The sequence below is a fragment of the Citrobacter sp. Cpo091 genome, from assembly GCF_030332645.1.
GTDB lineage: Bacteria > Pseudomonadota > Gammaproteobacteria > Enterobacterales > Enterobacteriaceae > Citrobacter > Citrobacter portucalensis.
Window position 1 is genome coordinate 131,417 of record NZ_JAOWHL010000041.1, and the last position, 15,184, is coordinate 146,600.

Here is a 15,184-nt window from a genome sequence, read left to right on the forward strand (position 1 = left end):
AGCCGTGAGCACCCCGCTTACGAAAAAATAACGAATTCAAGGAACTAAGATGCTTTGGTCGTTTATCGCTGTCTGTCTTTCCGCATGGTTGTTCGTGGATGCTTCCTATCGTGGACCTGCCTGGCAACGCTGGGTCTTTAAGCCCCTGACGTTACTCCTGCTGGCGCTGCTGGCCTGGCAGGCGCCAATGTTTAACGCTATCAGCTATCTGGTGCTGGCTGGCCTGCTTGCCTCGCTGCTGGGCGATGCGCTGACGCTGTTACCGCGCCAACGCCTGCTGTACGCCGTGGGGGCATTCTTCCTGTCGCATCTGCTGTATACCATTTACTTCGCCAGCCAAATGACGCTGTCGTTCTTCTGGCCTTTGCCGTTGGTGCTGGTAGTGCTGGGGGCGTTGCTGATCGCCGTGATCTGGACGCGTCTGGAAGAGCTGCGTGTCGCTATCTGCACCTTTATCGGCATCACGCTGATGATGGTCTGGATGGCCGGTGAGCTGTGGTTCTTCCGCCCGACCGCCCCGGCGCTGTCGGCATTTATGGGCGCATCCCTCCTGTTCATCGGCAACATTGTCTGGCTGGGTAGCCATTACCGTCGCCGCTTCCGCGCCGATAACGCCATTGCCGCCGCCTGCTACTTCGCCGGACATTTCCTGATTGTTCGTTCGTTGTATCTTTAAAACGCTTGACTCTGGAGTCGACTCCAGAGTGTATCCTCCGGTTAATACGAAATGATTATCAACCGGAGGATGCCATGTCGACACCCGATACCCGTGGCAAAAAAGTCCCACAATTCTCTTCTTTCAAGCCAGCGCCTGCACCACAAAAGGCGGATGACTGCTGCTGCGAAGGAAGCTGCTCCACTACACCAACCGTATCCGATACCGTAATAGGTACCCGCTATTCCTGGAAAGTGGCAGGCATGGACTGCGCAGCTTGCGCCCGCAAAGTAGAGAATGCGGTCCGCCAGGTCAGCGGCGTCAACCAGGTCCAGGTTCTGTTCGCCACTGAAAAACTGGTGGTCGATGCCGGTTCCGATATCCGCCAGCAAGTTGAAAACGCGGTGCAAAAAGCAGGCTATACCCTGCGCGATGAGCACACGACGGACGCCGCCCCCGAGTCACGTTTTAAAGAAAACCTGCCGCTGATTTCGCTGATTATTATGATGGCGATTAGCTGGGGGCTGGAGCAGTTCAATCATCCTTTCGGTCAGATAGCGTTTATCGCCACCACGCTGGTCGGACTGTATCCCATTGCCCGTCAGGCCCTGCGTCTGATGAAAACCGGCAGCTACTTTGCCATTGAAACGCTGATGAGCGTCGCCGCCATTGGTGCACTGTTTATCGGCGCGACGGCGGAAGCCGCTATGGTGCTGCTACTGTTTTTAATTGGCGAGCGTCTGGAAGGATGGGCCGCCAGCCGCGCCCGTAAAGGGGTCAGCGCTCTGATGGCGCTCAAACCGGAAACCGCCACACGCTTGCGTAACGGCGAACGCGAAGAGGTGGCTATCAATACCCTCCGGCCTGGCGATGTTATTGAAGTTGCCGCGGGTGGGCGTTTACCTGCCGACGGCAAACTGGTCTCCGGCTTTGCCAGCTTTGATGAGAGCGCCCTGACCGGCGAATCGATCCCGGTTGAACGCGCCACCGGCGAGAAAGTCCCGGCGGGTGCCACCAGCGTGGATCGTCTGGTAACGCTGGAAGTGCTCTCAGAACCGGGTGCCAGCGCGATTGACCGTATTCTGAAGCTGATTGAAGAAGCGGAAGAACGCCGCGCTCCCATTGAGCGCTTCATTGACCGTTTCAGCCGAATTTATACCCCAGCTATTATGGCGGTTGCGCTGCTGGTCACCCTCGTGCCGCCACTGCTGTTTGCTGCATCCTGGCAGGAGTGGATTTACAAAGGGCTGACGCTGTTGCTGATTGGCTGTCCTTGCGCTCTGGTGATTTCAACGCCCGCAGCCATTACCTCTGGTCTGGCCGCTGCGGCGCGTCGTGGGGCGTTAATCAAAGGCGGAGCCGCGCTGGAACAGTTGGGTAGAGTCACTCAGGTGGCGTTTGATAAAACCGGCACCCTGACCGTCGGTAAACCACGCGTCACGGCGATTCATCCGGCAAGCGGTATTGGTGAGGCTGAACTGCTGGCACTGGCGGCAGCGGTAGAGCAAGGCGCGACACACCCGCTGGCACAAGCAATTGTTCAGGAAGCACAAACGCGCGAGCTGACTATTCCTGTCGCAAAAGAGCAACGGGCGCTGGTTGGCTCTGGAATTGAAGCGCTGGTCAACGGCGAACGCGTACTGATTTGCGCCGCTGGTAAGCAGCCTGCCGACGCCTTTGCCGGGCAGATTAGCGAGCTGGAAAGCGCGGGCCAAACGGTGGTGTTGGTGCTGCGTAACGATACCGTTCTCGGCGTACTGGCCCTACAGGACACGCTGCGCGATGACGCTCGCAGCGCCATCAGCGAGCTTAATCAGATTGGCGTGAAAGGGGTGATCCTGACCGGTGATAACCCGCGTGCGGCCGCCGCCATTGCCGGTGAACTGGGCCTCGAATTCAAAGCGGGACTCTTGCCGGAAGATAAGGTGCAGGCCGTTACCCATCTTAACCAACAGTCGCCGCTGGCGATGGTCGGCGACGGCATCAACGACGCTCCGGCAATGAAAGCGGCCACAATTGGTATTGCGATGGGAAGCGGGACCGACGTCGCGCTGGAGACCGCCGATGCCGCTCTGACCCACAACAGTCTGCGTGGTCTGGTGCAAATGATTCAGCTGGCGCGGGCCACCCACGCCAATATTCGCCAGAACATTGCGATTGCGCTGGGTCTGAAGGGGATTTTCCTCGTCACCACGCTGCTCGGGATAACCGGACTGTGGCTGGCGGTGCTGGCGGATACGGGGGCGACGGTGCTGGTGACCGCGAACGCGCTGCGGTTGTTGCGTAAAGGGTAGTGCCTGTTTCTCGCCTGATGGCGCTTCGCTTATCAGGCCTACAGATTACTCAGTCTTTATAGGCCGGAGAAGCGTTAGCGCCATCCGGCATAACAAGATTACTGGCCTTTGCGCACCAGATAGCGGTACGGCAGCGAGTCGGTCTCTTTGGCCACCAGCTCATGTTCCATAAAGGTACAGAAGCCAGGAATATCGCGGGTTGTTGCCGGATCGTCGGCGACAATCAGTAGCGTTTCACCGGCCTGCATGCCGCGTACGGTTTTACGTACCATCATTACCGGTTCCGGGCAGCGCAGCCCCTGGGCATCAAGAGTATGGTCGGGGGAAGTAAACAGGTCGCTCATCGTCGTCTCATTCATACAAAAACGGCGTTATTTTACGCTCTGTTGTGGCGTAAGCCAATCAGGTTAACGATTGCGTGAAAAACAACCATTGCAATGTGCTCTTAAAGCAGTATCATGCGACGGTTTTTTATTGGGTTCCCTCACCCCATCCAACAAAAAGGTCACAATATGACTCCGTTTACACAAACTCAGCGCGTAAAAGCGTTGTTCTGGCTATCGCTATTTCATCTGCTGGTGATCACCTCCAGCAACTATCTGGTGCAGCTTCCAATCTCCATTTTTGGTTTCCATACCACATGGGGCGCGTTTAGCTTTCCGTTTATTTTCCTCGCGACCGACCTGACCGTGCGTATTTTTGGCGCGCCGCTGGCTCGACGTATCATCTTTGCGGTTATGATCCCCGCACTGCTGATCTCCTATGTCGTTTCATCGCTGTTCTATATGGGATCGTGGCAAGGATTCGGCGCACTGCTGCACTTTAATCTGTTTGTCGCCCGTATCGCCGCCGCCAGCTTTATGGCCTACGCGCTGGGACAAATTCTGGATGTGCATGTCTTTAACCGCCTGCGTCAGAACCGTCGCTGGTGGCTGGCACCGACGGCGTCCACGCTGTTTGGCAATATCAGCGATACGTTGGCCTTCTTCTTTATCGCTTTCTGGCGTAGCCCGGATGCCTTTATGGCCGAGCACTGGATGGAAATCGCATTGGTCGATTACTGCTTCAAAGTGCTGATCAGCATTATTTTCTTCCTGCCAATGTATGGCGTGTTGCTGAATATGTTACTGAAAAGGCTGGCAGATAAATCTGAAATCTCTGCATTGCAGACGAGTTAAAGGTTCATTTTCCGAGTTGTGATAAGATGGACGAATGAGCCGTTATGGCCGTTTATCGAAAGGAAGAAGTCAATGCGCAATCTGGTTAAATATGTCGGTATTGGCCTGCTGGTTATGGGGCTTGCGGCCTGTGATAATAGCGATACAAAAGCGCCAGCCGAGGGTGCTGCCGCAGAAAGTAACGCCACCGGACAACCGGTCAGCCTGCTGGACGGCAAACTCAGTTTTTCCCTGCCAGCGGATATGACCGATCAGAGCGGCAAGCTGGGCACCCAGGCGAACAATATGCACGTATATTCTGACGCAACCGGCCAGAAAGCGGTGATTGTGATTGTTGGCGACAACACCAACGAAGATCTGGCCGTGCTGGCAAAACGTCTGGAAGATCAGCAGCGTAGCCGTGACCCGCAGTTGCAGGTCGTCACCAATAAATCTATTGAGCTGAAAGGCCACACGCTGCAGCAGTTAGACAGCATCATCTCGGCCAAAGGCCAGACCGCATACTCTTCCGTGGTGTTGGGTAAAGTGGACAACCAACTGCTGACGCTGCAAATCACGCTGCCTGCTGACGATCAGCAAAAAGCGCAGACTACCGCAGAAAACATCATTAACACGCTGGTTATCCAGTAACGGTTAAGACGATGACGCGGCCTCCGGTGACACCACCTGAGGCCGTTTTTTTAACCGCCAGGTCAGCAATAACGCCACCGCTACCAGCCCTGCCGCTGCCAGATAGATAACCGGCACACCCGCCCACGTCATGACCAGCCCGGCCAGCGGCCCGGTAACCCCCAGCGATAAATCCATAAACACCGTGTAGGTCGCCAGCGCAGCACCCTGATTTTGCTGAGGAACGGCTTTTACCGCCACCACGCCCAGCGCCGGGAAAACCAGTGAGAACCCAGCCCCGGCCAGCAGAACGCCGATTTTCGCCATCCACGGCATCGAAGCCATCCCGACCAGTAACAGCCCGACAATCTCGACGCTAAAGCAGATCATCGCCACATTCAGCCCGCCTAAACGGTTGATACCATTTGGGAACAACAAACGAGTACCGACAAACGTGCAGCTAAAAAGCGTCAGCGCGAATGCGGCGCCATCCCAGCCTTTGGCATCATAGAACAAGGTAATGAAGGTAGCGATTACCCCAAATCCGGCGGAGGCCAGGGCCAGCGCCATGCCATACAACCAGACGCGCCCAAGCACCGCGCGAAATGGCAACGGTTTACCTTTACTGGCCTTCACCGCCGGACGAGGGAGCGCCAGCAGGATTGCCAACAGTGCCACGCCCATCACGGTCAGCGCCAGCCCCTGTAAGCCACCCCAGGCATAAAACAGAACACCCAGCGGCGCGCCTATCGCCATCGCGCCATAGGTCACGATGCCATTCCAGGAAATCACCCGTCCGATGTGCATTGAGCCAACCACCCCCACGCCCCACAGCGTAGAGCCGGTCCCGGCAAAGCTTTGCCCGATCCCGAGAATCACGCGCCCCAGACATAGCAGCAGCAGACTGGCCAACGGCCAGCCGTTCGTTGATCCCGCCAGTAAATAGCCCAGGCCACTTAAAAAGCAGCCGCACAGCCCAAATACCACAATCTTCTTTGGCCCCAGCAGATCGGCATAGCGACCGGCATGCGGACGGCTCAGCAGCGTAGCGAAGTATTGCAGGCTGATGACCAGCCCAGCCCAGAAAGCGCTAAATCCCATTACATCATGGACGTAGCCAGGCAACACCGCGAGCGGCAGGCCGATGGTCAGGTAGCTGGCGAAGTTAAACATCACCACAGAAACAATACGCAGGTTCAGGCGTAAACCGCTAAGCGTCGGTTCAGCGACGGGTTCGGGCATGGAGGGTCACCACGTTTTCACAACAGTGTTTCATTTCTACCATGTTGCAGAGCAGAAATCAGTAGCCAGTTTAGGAATATCAGTCGCAAGCCAGCCGCTACACTTAATGCAAAAACGCAAACAGGAAGAAGACATGATAACCACCCAGCCCGATAAAACGGGTTTGCACATTTTGCTCAAACTGGCCGCTCTGGTGGTGATCCTCGCAGGTATCCATGCTGCGGCGGATATCATTGTGCAGCTGCTGCTGGCCCTCTTTTTTGCCATTGTATTGAATCCACTTGTCACCTGGTTTATCCGCCGGGGAGTCGGTCGCCCAATCGCTATTACCTTAGTCGTGGTGGTGATGCTGATCGTTCTTACGGCGTTGGTTGGCGTGCTGGCGTCGTCAATCACTGAATTCATGGACCTGCTGCCAAAATATAATAAGGAGCTAACGCGCAAGGTTCTGTATTTGCAAGAGATGGTGCCTTTTCTGAATCTGCATATGTCCCCGGAACGTATACTGCAACGCATGGACTCTGACAAGCTGATGACCTTCACAACCACGCTGATGACGAGTCTTTCTGGTGCCATGGCCAGCGTCTTTCTGCTGGTGATGACGGTAGTTTTTATGCTGTTTGAGGTGCGTCATGTCCCCTATAAGATGCGTTTTGCGTTGAATAATCCGCAAATTCACATTGCGGGGCTACATCGGGCGCTGAAGGGTGTGTCACACTATCTGGCGCTGAAAACGCTGCTCAGCTTATGGACCGGTGCCATAATCTGGCTGGGACTGGCACTGATGGGGATTCAGTTTGCTCTGATGTGGGGCGTACTGGCATTCCTGTTAAACTACGTGCCCAACATTGGCTCGGTCATTTCCGCCGTCCCGCCCATGATCCAGGCACTGCTTTTTAATGGCATTTACGAATGTCTGTTGGTTGGCGCACTGTTTCTGGTGGTGCATATGGTGATTGGCAATATTCTCGAACCCCGAATGATGGGGCATCGGCTGGGATTATCGACGCTAATCGTCTTCCTCTCTCTGTTGGTATGGGGATGGCTGCTCGGTCCGGTCGGCATGTTGCTCTCCGTGCCGTTAACCAGCGTATGTAAAATCTGGATGGAAACCACCACAGGCGGCAGCAAACTGGCGATTTTGCTGGGGCCCGGCAGGCCCAAAAGCCGGCTTCCCTGAAAAACTACCAACCGAGGTAGTTTTTATATTTTTATATGACCGTTAAAATGACGCTAACGCAGTTATATATAGAAGCTTATCTTAAATAAAGAGTGAAAGGGATTTCATTTTTTATAAAGAAAATACATAAGTCAAGATGATGGTTTCTTTACCAAAACGCATAAAAATAATGAATACCCCCCAAAGCATTTAACTTAAGCTATCTACTTAGCTTTAAAGGTTATTTTATTTGATACATTTTCTCTAAAAATCTATACTTCTCGCCAATGATGATGCTGAAAAATTTCCGTTGAAGAAAGTCTTGGGATATTACTATCCGGTCATCTCATTACCTTGCTACCAACTATATGAAATAAAATGCTAATTTAGCTTAAATATAATCATAGGCAATACAAGGTGCCCATGATTTCGGAGTTTATTATTTAACACGTATAAACGGTACTTTGATAGGGAGCTTTAATGAAACAGTATATTAAGTGGTTTGCGGCCATTGCCGTTGTCGGTGCTCTGGCGGGTTGTGCACGTACTGCGCCGATTGATCAAGTTCACACCAGTGTGAGCGCGGGGCATACTCAGGACCAGGTTAAAACCGCAATCCTGAAAGCCGGTATTCAACGCCAATGGGTCATGTCTGAAGTCGGACCAGGTGTTATTAAAGCTCGCCAACAAACCCGCGATCATGTAGCTGAAGTCCGTATCACTTATACCGCCACCAGCTATGACATCAAATACGACAGCAGCCTTAACCTGCAGGCATCTGGTGGAAAAATTCACAAAAACTATAACCGCTGGGTACGCAATCTGGATAAAGACATCCAGCTTAATCTGTCAGCCGGCGCCAATCTGTAATTATGCCTAAAGTCGGGCCGAAAAGGCCCGATACTCTTATTATCTGCCATTTAACAGGTTGTCCCCACATGTACGAACAGGATTCGCTTAGCGCACTGGATGCCATTACTGAAGCACAACGTATCGCCTTTGCCCCTATGCTTTTTCAAACCGCGTTGTGTCTGCGAAATGCGGGAGTACTCACCTGGCTAGACAAGCAAGGTAAACGCGGCGCCACGCTCGACGAAATTACCGAAAACAGCACCATCAACGAATATGCCGCCAGCATCCTGTTGGATATGGGGTTAAGTGGGCGAATCATTACCCACAAAGAAGGATATTATTACCTCGCTAAAGTCGGTCATTTTCTTTTACATGACACCATGACGCGCGTGAATATGGACTTCACTCAGGATGTTTGCTACCAAGGATTGTTCTATCTTGAAAATGCGTTGAAAGATGGAAAACCCGCGGGACTAAAAATTTTTGGCGACTGGCCAACAATCTATCCTGCGCTATCACAATTACCGCTGGCTGCGCGTGAAAGTTGGTTTGCTTTTGATCATTACTATTCAGATGGCGCATTTGATGCCGCATTGCCATATGTATTCGCCAGCGCCCCTGCAACCCTGTACGATGTCGGTGGAAATACCGGGAAATGGGCATTACGTTGTTGTCAGCATGATGACAATATTACAGTCACCCTCTTAGATTTGCCGCAACAAATTGCACTTGCCCGCGAAAATATAGAAAATGCAGGATTATCTCATCGCATAAATTTCCATGCTGTGGATATGCTTAGCGACTCGCCTTTACCTGACGGCGCTGATATCTGGTGGATGAGCCAATTCCTGGACTGTTTTTCCCCGGAACAAATTATCGCTATGCTAAGCAACGTTGCTCGGGTGATGAAACCGGGCGCGAAGCTGTGCATTATGGAGCTGTTTTGGGATGCCCAAAAATTTGAGGCGGCCTCATTTAGCCTGAATGCGTCTTCGCTTTATTTTACCTGTATGGCGAATGGCAACAGCCGTTTCTACAGCGTAGAGAAGTTTTATCACTATCTGAATCAGGCAGGTTTTCAGGTAGATGAACGCCACGACAACTTAGGTGTTGGGCATACTTTATTGATATGTCAGAAGAAAAAATAAGAAACAATCGGAACAACCGATTTACCGCGGATACGCGTTGATGAAATTTGCTTTCAACATTATTGACTGGCAGGCCAAGGCACCAGGGTTAAGCGAAACAGAACAGTGGCATGAATGGTCACGGCTTTCGCACGCCATCGATCCCACCGCGCCGTTGGCTAAGCTCCATGAGTTACCGATGATGACAGCTCGCCGCCTCAGTTCCGGCAGCAAACTGGCCGTCGATTGCGGTCTGGCGATGCTACGCCGTCATGATATCAATGCCGTTTTGTATACCAGCCGCCATGGTGAACTGGAGCGTAACTACAGGATCCTACACGCTCTTGCGACTGAGCAAGCGCTCTCACCGACCGATTTTGCCCTTTCTGTCCATAACTCTGCTGTGGGTAACTTGACCATCGCCGCAAAAAAACCGATTGTCTCCTCCTCGCTTTCTGCTGGCAGGGATACATTCCAGCAGGGGTTATGCGAAGTCATCGGGCTGTTGCAGGCGGGATATCAGCGCGTATTGATGGTCGATTTCGACGGTTTTCTGCCCGAGTTTTATCACCCACAGTTACCACCAGACATGCCAACGTGGCCGTTTGCCGTCGCGCTGGTTATTGAATCCGGTGATAGCTGGCAATGTGAAACCCGTCCACACAGCGCACAGGACGAGACAACGTTGCCGCAAAGCCTGTTGTTTTTACAACATTACTTACAAGATGCCAGGGCGTTTACCCTGCCTGGCGAACGCGTACAGTGGCAGTGGAGTCAGTGATGAACACGATGATACTGCGGCTTAACCGGGTATGGCGACTGGTGATGACCGGTTTTTGCTTTGCCCTGTTTGGCCTCGGCGGGCTCCTCCTATCTACGATTTGGTTTAACGTCCTGCTGATCGCGGTATGGGATAAAGCCCGACGTCGGCGTATCGCCAGACGCAGTATCGCCGCCAGTTTTCGTCTCTTCTTAACCGTGGCGAAGCGGCTTGGCGTGCTGGATTACCAGATTGAAGGGCGAGACATTTTACGCAACGAACAAGGGTGTCTTGTCGTCGCCAACCACCCGACGCTGATCGACTATGTCCTACTGGCCTCGGTCATGCCAGAAACCGACTGTCTGGTGAAAAGTGCACTACTAAAAAATCCTTTTCTCGGCGGCGTAGTCCGGGCCGCAGATTATCTGATTAACAGCCAGGCTGATGCGCTATTGCCCGCTTGCCAGCAACGTCTGGAGCAAGGCGATACCATTTTAATTTTCCCCGAGGGAACCCGTACACGCCCCGGAGAAGCAATGACGTTACAGCGTGGTGCGGCGAATATCGCCGTGCGCTGCAGCAGTGATTTACGCATAGTGACTATTAACTGCAGCGAACAAATGCTGGATAAAGAAAGCCAATGGTACAACGTCCCATCTGTAAAACCGATGTTTACCATTTCAGTACACGAACGGGTTAAGATCGACCAATTTTACGACGCAAACTCACAAGAACCGGCGCTGGCCGCAAGGCAGTTGAACCGGCATCTTTTGCTTCAATTACAATCAGGTACTTTACCTCTTTCAGGAATTAATGATGCAAGCGCTTTATCTTGAAATCAAAAATCTCATTATAACGACATTGAATCTCGACGAACTGACAGCTGATGATATTGAAACCGAAGCGGCACTCTTTGGCGATGGCTTAGGTCTGGACTCAATCGATGCCCTGGAGCTGGGTCTGGCGGTGAAAAACGAGTATGGCGTGATCCTCTCAGCAGAGAGCGAAGAAATGCGTCAGCACTTCTTCTCCGTCGCCACGCTGGCATCTTTCATTCACGCGCAACGTGCCTGAGGATAGTCCGTTATGACCGAACAAAAAGCCATTTACGCAGAAGTCTCCTCGCTGCTGGTCAAGCTGTTTGAAGTTGACCCGCAAGATATCAAGCCTGAGGCGCGCCTGTACGAAGATTTGGAACTCGATAGCATCGATGCCGTCGACATGATCGTGCATCTGCAAAAGAAAACCGGTAAGAAAATCAAGCCGGAAGAGTTCAAAGCAGTACGCACCGTACAAGATGTCGTCGATGCGGTAGAACGCCTTCTCAAAGAAGCGTAATTCTCCGTGTCGGGCACACGCTCGTTGCCAGTCGTACAACTGCTGACAGGTCTACTGTTGCTGGCCTGGCCGTTTTTGATCTGGTTTGGCCTGGCGCATAACAGTCTGCACTGGTTGCTACCGTTGATGGCGCTACTCCTTTTTTTACGCTTTCGCCAGACCCGGCGACAGGCGGGGCCGCTGCGCGTCATGACACAGGTAGTGGCGGTCGCGGGTATCACCTTGTGCATTGCCAGTTATCTGCTCAAAACGCACCAGCTGCTGCTGTTTTATCCGGTAGTGGTAAACGCCGTTATGCTGTCGGTTTTTGGTGGATCGTTATGGTCAGCAATGCCCATTGTTGAACGTCTGGCACGACTGCGCGACCCAAATCTGCCCGATGCGGGCGTGCGCTATACGCGCCGTGTGACACAAATCTGGTGCGCCTTTTTCATCATCAATGGCAGCGTTGCGCTCTTTACCGCACTGAATGGCGATATGACCCTGTGGACCACCTGGAACGGCATGGTTTCCTATCTGCTAATGGGAACATTGATGGTAGGCGAGTGGTTAATTCGCCAACTGGTGATAAAACGAGATACCCAATGAAGCAGCCCCTCACACTCGCTCAATGGCTCTGTGCCCCACGTCCGGACGACGTTCCTGTTGCGTGGCAGGAAGAGCATACCTGGACTCTTGGCCATCTGCGCCATGATGTGGCCCAGTTGATAACATATCTGCGAAAGCAGGAAGGTGAACGCTGGGCATTGTGCTTCGAGAACAGCTATTTATTCATCGTCGCGCTGCTGGCAACGCTCCATGCCGGCAAAACACCGGTGATCCCAGGACATTGTCGCGTTTCGTTGTTAAACGAGCAGCACTTGCTGTTTGACGGCGTACTGAGCGATAAAGCGATGGACTGGCAGGGAACGCTGCGGGTGGTCAGCTCCGCCATGACATCCGTGGCTCACGACATCACGTTCCCAGCAATACGCAGTGACGCCTTTGTGGAGCTATTCACTTCCGGTTCGACCGGCCAGCCGAAACGCGTGATCAAACCGATCGCTCGTCTGGATAGCGAAGCGGCATTGCTCGCTACACGCTTTGCCGATCGTCTGGCAGGTTGCCGGGTGGTCGCGTCAGTGGTACCGCAACATCTGTATGGCTTGACGTTCCGTATCTTTTTGCCGATGGCCTTAGGTCTGCCGCTGCACGCGGCGATGCTTTGGTATGCCGAACAACTGGCGGCGCTGAGCGCTGAGCATCGGTATGCGTTTATCAGCAGCCCGGCGTTTCTGAAACGCCTCGACCACAACCTGACACCGCCGCCGGTCGAACTGATTCTGTCTGCGGGCGGCATGCTGCCCTGGCAGGACGTCACGCAGGCTGCTGACTGGCTAAATGTCTGGCCCGATGAGATCTACGGCAGCACTGAGACCGGGATCCTTGCGTGGCGCTATCGCCATCAGGATGATGTGGCATGGCTGCCCTTTCCCGGCGTCAGATTCCAGTCAGAAGACGACGCATTTCGTGTGTTTTCACCGCTAATTAACGCTGATGATGGCCTGTTACTCGATGACGTTCTGCAGTTTATCGAAAATGGACAGTTCCGCCTGATGGGCAGACGCGGGCGGGTGGTCAAAATTGAAGAGAAACGTATTTCACTCAGCGAAGTGGAACAACGTTTACTGGCACTGGATGGTATCTGTGAAGTCGCGGCATTGCCGGTCTCACGTGGAGGACGTCAGGGCGTTGGCGTCCTGCTGGTACTGGATGACGAAGCCCGGCAACGCTGGCTTGAGTGCGGTGGTAAACCGCAAGAACTGACCTGGCGACGTTCGCTGCTGCCCTGGCTGGAGCCTGTCGCGGTTCCCCGCTACTGGCGGGTGATTGATGAGATTCCGGTCAACAGTATGAACAAGCGTGTCTATGCGCAATTACAGGAGTTATTTCATGAAACCCCATGAAATCGAGCGCCATCAGGCACTGCCTCACCAGGCTGAGATTGTTTTACAACTAGACCCTTCTCTGTTTTGGTTCAGCGGGCATTTTAGCGTGCAGCCACTGCTGCCGGGCGTTGCACAGCTGAACTGGGCGATGGATTACGCCACCACGCTGCTGGCCCCTGGCTGGCGTTTTCACAGTATTCAAAACGTGAAGTTCCAGTCGCCGTTATTGCCAGAGGCCACCGTCACCCTGAGTCTGAGCTGGCAGGAAGCGCGTCAGATGCTCTCTTTTAGCTACCAGCGCCACGACGGTGACGTGCGCCATACCGCCAGCAGCGGGAAGATTCGGTTATGCCGCTAACCTTTTCCCCGTGCGTCTTGATCCCCTGCTACAACCACGGCGCGATGATGTCGGACGTATTGGATCGTCTTCAGCCGTTCAATCTCCCCTGCATTGTGGTGGACGATGGCAGTGACGAGACTACACGAGATGAACTGGCACGCCTGGCGGCAGAATACAGCCATCTGACGTTAATTCGCCTGCCCATCAACGCAGGCAAAGGCGCGGCGGTTATTCGCGGAATGCAGACGGCGGCAGATGCCGGGTTCAGTCATGCCGTGCAAGTCGATGCCGACGGGCAACATGCCATTGAAGATATTCCCAGGCTGCTTGCATTGGCAAAAGAACATCCGACAGCACTGATTTCCGGGCAACCGATTTACGATGATTCGGTTCCTCGCTCGCGCCTGTACGGTCGTTGGGTAACCCATATCTGGGTGTGGATAGAAACGCTCTCGTTGCAGATCAAAGACAGTATGTGCGGCTTCCGGGTGTATCCGGTGGCCCCCACGCTGCAACTGGCACAGCGCGTAACGCTCGGCAAACGGATGGATTTTGATACTGAAGTGATGGTGCGCCTCTACTGGCAAGGCAACACCAGCTATTTTATCCCCACGCGAGTCACCTATCCGCAGGACGGGCTATCCCATTTCGACGCGCTTAAAGACAATTTGCACATTTCATTGATGCACACTCGCCTGTTCTTTGGCATGTTGCCACGCATCCCCTCCCTGCTTTGTCGTCGTTCATCGACACACTGGGCGCAGCAACAGGAAGTCAAAGGGTTGTGGGGAATGCGCCTGATGCTACTGGTCTGGCGTGTACTGGGTCGCAAAGCCTTCTCCCTGCTGCTGTATCCGGTCGTCGGCGTATACTGGCTCAGCGCTTCAACTGCCCGAAAAGCCTCTCAACGCTGGATTAGCCGCGTAAGGGCGCAACTGATCACTCGGCGGATGCCAGTACCGCCAAACCTGACCAGTTATCAGCATTTCCTGCGTTTTGGCGGCGCGATGCTGGATAAGATCGCCAGCTGGCGTGGTGAGCTGCACTTCGGTCGCGATGTGATTTTTGCACCAAGTGCAGAAACGACGCTGAATATCAGCGATCCTCGGGGAAAACTACTACTGGCTTCACATCTTGGCGATGTCGAAGCCTGTCGGGCACTGGCCCAGCTACAGGGCAGTAAAACAATCAATGCGCTGGTATTTAGCGATAACGCCCAACGCTTTAAACAAATCATGCAAGAGATGGCCCCGCAGGCTGGATTAAATCTGCTCCCGGTGAACAGTATTGGTCCAGATACTGCCATTCTGCTCAAAGAGAAATTGGAGCGCGGTGAATGGGTAGCCATCGTAGGCGATCGCATCGCAGTCAATCCCCAACGCGGCGGCGAGTGGCGCGTGTGCTGGAGCCGCTTTATGGGGCAAAACGCGCCATTCCCTCAGGGCCCGTTTATTCTCGCGTCTATTTTACGCTGCCCTGTAGATCTGATTTTTGCCCTGCGTCAGCAGGAGAAACTCCACATCTACTGCGAACCGTTTGCCGACCCGCTGCTCTTACCGCGCGCCACACGACAACAGGCATTACAAAATACTGTCGATCGCTACGCCGAACGCCTTGAGCACTATGCGCTTCAGTCGCCCCTCGACTGGTTTAACTTTTTCGATTTCTGGCAACTGCCGGATACCAATGACAAGGAGTAAAG

Annotated in this window: 17 protein-coding genes; 15 read left to right on the plus strand and 2 right to left on the minus strand. The window is 53.6% G+C overall.

Features of this window, described 5'->3' with window-relative positions; genetic code table 11:
* Nucleotides 1-49: 49 nt before the first annotated feature.
* Nucleotides 50-676: a lysoplasmalogenase gene (locus tag OGY04_RS22490; protein WP_003827558.1), complete on the plus strand. Its 627-nt coding sequence runs from the start codon at nt 50-52 to the stop codon at nt 674-676.
* 74 nt (nt 677-750) lie between these two features.
* The gene (zntA, locus tag OGY04_RS22495; protein WP_286586044.1) at nt 751-2,949 is read left to right on the plus strand and encodes a Zn(II)/Cd(II)/Pb(II) translocating P-type ATPase ZntA; all 2,199 of its coding nucleotides are present in this window, start codon (nt 751-753) and stop codon (nt 2,947-2,949) included.
* A gap of 98 nt (nt 2,950-3,047) precedes the next feature.
* Here zntA and tusA read toward each other — a convergent pair whose 3' ends face one another.
* Nucleotides 3,048-3,293, minus strand: a complete 246-nt coding sequence (gene tusA, locus OGY04_RS22500; RefSeq protein ID WP_003827551.1) for a sulfurtransferase TusA — start codon at nt 3,291-3,293, stop codon at nt 3,048-3,050.
* A gap of 168 nt (nt 3,294-3,461) precedes the next feature.
* Between tusA and OGY04_RS22505 the strand changes: the two genes are divergently transcribed.
* Both OGY04_RS22505 and OGY04_RS22510 read left to right on the plus strand, forming a co-directional pair.
* Entirely contained in the window at nt 3,462-4,127 is a 666-nt protein-coding gene (locus OGY04_RS22505; protein ID WP_003827549.1) for a 7-cyano-7-deazaguanine/7-aminomethyl-7-deazaguanine transporter, read from the plus strand.
* A 72-nt stretch (nt 4,128-4,199) separates the two neighbouring features.
* Nucleotides 4,200-4,757, plus strand: a complete 558-nt coding sequence (locus tag OGY04_RS22510) for a DcrB family lipoprotein (RefSeq protein WP_003827547.1) — start codon at nt 4,200-4,202, stop codon at nt 4,755-4,757.
* Between the two features lie 3 nt (nt 4,758-4,760).
* On the opposite strand, the gene OGY04_RS22515 is transcribed toward OGY04_RS22510, so the two are convergent.
* Nucleotides 4,761-5,978 carry an MFS transporter gene (locus tag OGY04_RS22515; RefSeq protein WP_003827545.1) on the minus strand — a complete coding sequence of 406 codons (1,218 nt, stop codon included), beginning with the start codon at nt 5,976-5,978 and terminating at the stop codon, nt 4,761-4,763.
* Nucleotides 5,979-6,111: 133 nt separating this feature from the next.
* Here OGY04_RS22515 and OGY04_RS22520 point away from each other — a divergent pair, with 133 nt between their 5' ends.
* The 11 genes from OGY04_RS22520 (at nt 6,112) to OGY04_RS22570 (ending at nt 15,182) form a co-directional block, all read left to right on the plus strand.
* Entirely contained in the window at nt 6,112-7,158 is a 1,047-nt protein-coding gene (locus OGY04_RS22520; RefSeq protein ID WP_008786374.1) for an AI-2E family transporter, read from the plus strand.
* A 471-nt stretch (nt 7,159-7,629) separates the two neighbouring features.
* Nucleotides 7,630-8,007 carry a hypothetical protein gene (locus OGY04_RS22525; protein ID WP_122973818.1) on the plus strand — a complete coding sequence of 126 codons (378 nt, stop codon included), beginning with the start codon at nt 7,630-7,632 and terminating at the stop codon, nt 8,005-8,007.
* Between the two features lie 68 nt (nt 8,008-8,075).
* Nucleotides 8,076-9,137 carry a class I SAM-dependent methyltransferase gene (locus OGY04_RS22530; RefSeq protein WP_003827540.1) on the plus strand — a complete coding sequence of 354 codons (1,062 nt, stop codon included), beginning with the start codon at nt 8,076-8,078 and terminating at the stop codon, nt 9,135-9,137.
* Nucleotides 9,138-9,177: 40 nt separating this feature from the next.
* On the plus strand, nt 9,178-9,897 hold the full coding sequence (locus OGY04_RS22535; RefSeq protein ID WP_020996072.1) for a beta-ketoacyl synthase chain length factor: 720 nt from the start codon (nt 9,178-9,180) through the stop codon (nt 9,895-9,897).
* Nucleotides 9,897-10,712 (plus strand): lysophospholipid acyltransferase family protein, encoded by an 816-nt coding sequence (locus tag OGY04_RS22540; protein WP_286586045.1) that lies wholly within the window; start codon nt 9,897-9,899, stop codon nt 10,710-10,712. Before OGY04_RS22535 ends, OGY04_RS22540 begins: the two co-directional genes overlap by 1 nt.
* Complete coding sequence (locus tag OGY04_RS22545; RefSeq protein ID WP_003827537.1) at nt 10,693-10,950, plus strand: phosphopantetheine-binding protein; 258 nt, start codon at nt 10,693-10,695, stop codon at nt 10,948-10,950. Before OGY04_RS22540 ends, OGY04_RS22545 begins: the two co-directional genes overlap by 20 nt.
* A 12-nt stretch (nt 10,951-10,962) precedes the next feature.
* Nucleotides 10,963-11,214 (plus strand): acyl carrier protein, encoded by a 252-nt coding sequence (locus OGY04_RS22550; RefSeq protein ID WP_003827536.1) that lies wholly within the window; start codon nt 10,963-10,965, stop codon nt 11,212-11,214.
* Between the two features lie 6 nt (nt 11,215-11,220).
* Complete coding sequence (locus tag OGY04_RS22555) at nt 11,221-11,802, plus strand: COG4648 family protein (RefSeq protein ID WP_286586046.1); 582 nt, start codon at nt 11,221-11,223, stop codon at nt 11,800-11,802.
* Nucleotides 11,799-13,160, plus strand: coding sequence for an AMP-binding protein (locus tag OGY04_RS22560; RefSeq protein WP_286586047.1), 1,362 nt, complete (start codon nt 11,799-11,801; stop codon nt 13,158-13,160). The genes OGY04_RS22555 and OGY04_RS22560 overlap by 4 nt, the downstream gene beginning before the upstream one ends.
* Nucleotides 13,147-13,500 carry an ApeI family dehydratase gene (locus OGY04_RS22565; RefSeq protein WP_020996070.1) on the plus strand — a complete coding sequence of 118 codons (354 nt, stop codon included), beginning with the start codon at nt 13,147-13,149 and terminating at the stop codon, nt 13,498-13,500. The genes OGY04_RS22560 and OGY04_RS22565 overlap by 14 nt, the downstream gene beginning before the upstream one ends.
* On the plus strand, nt 13,491-15,182 hold the full coding sequence (locus OGY04_RS22570) for a glycosyltransferase family 2 protein (protein ID WP_286586048.1): 1,692 nt from the start codon (nt 13,491-13,493) through the stop codon (nt 15,180-15,182). Before OGY04_RS22565 ends, OGY04_RS22570 begins: the two co-directional genes overlap by 10 nt.
* Nucleotides 15,183-15,184: the final 2 nt, after the last annotated feature.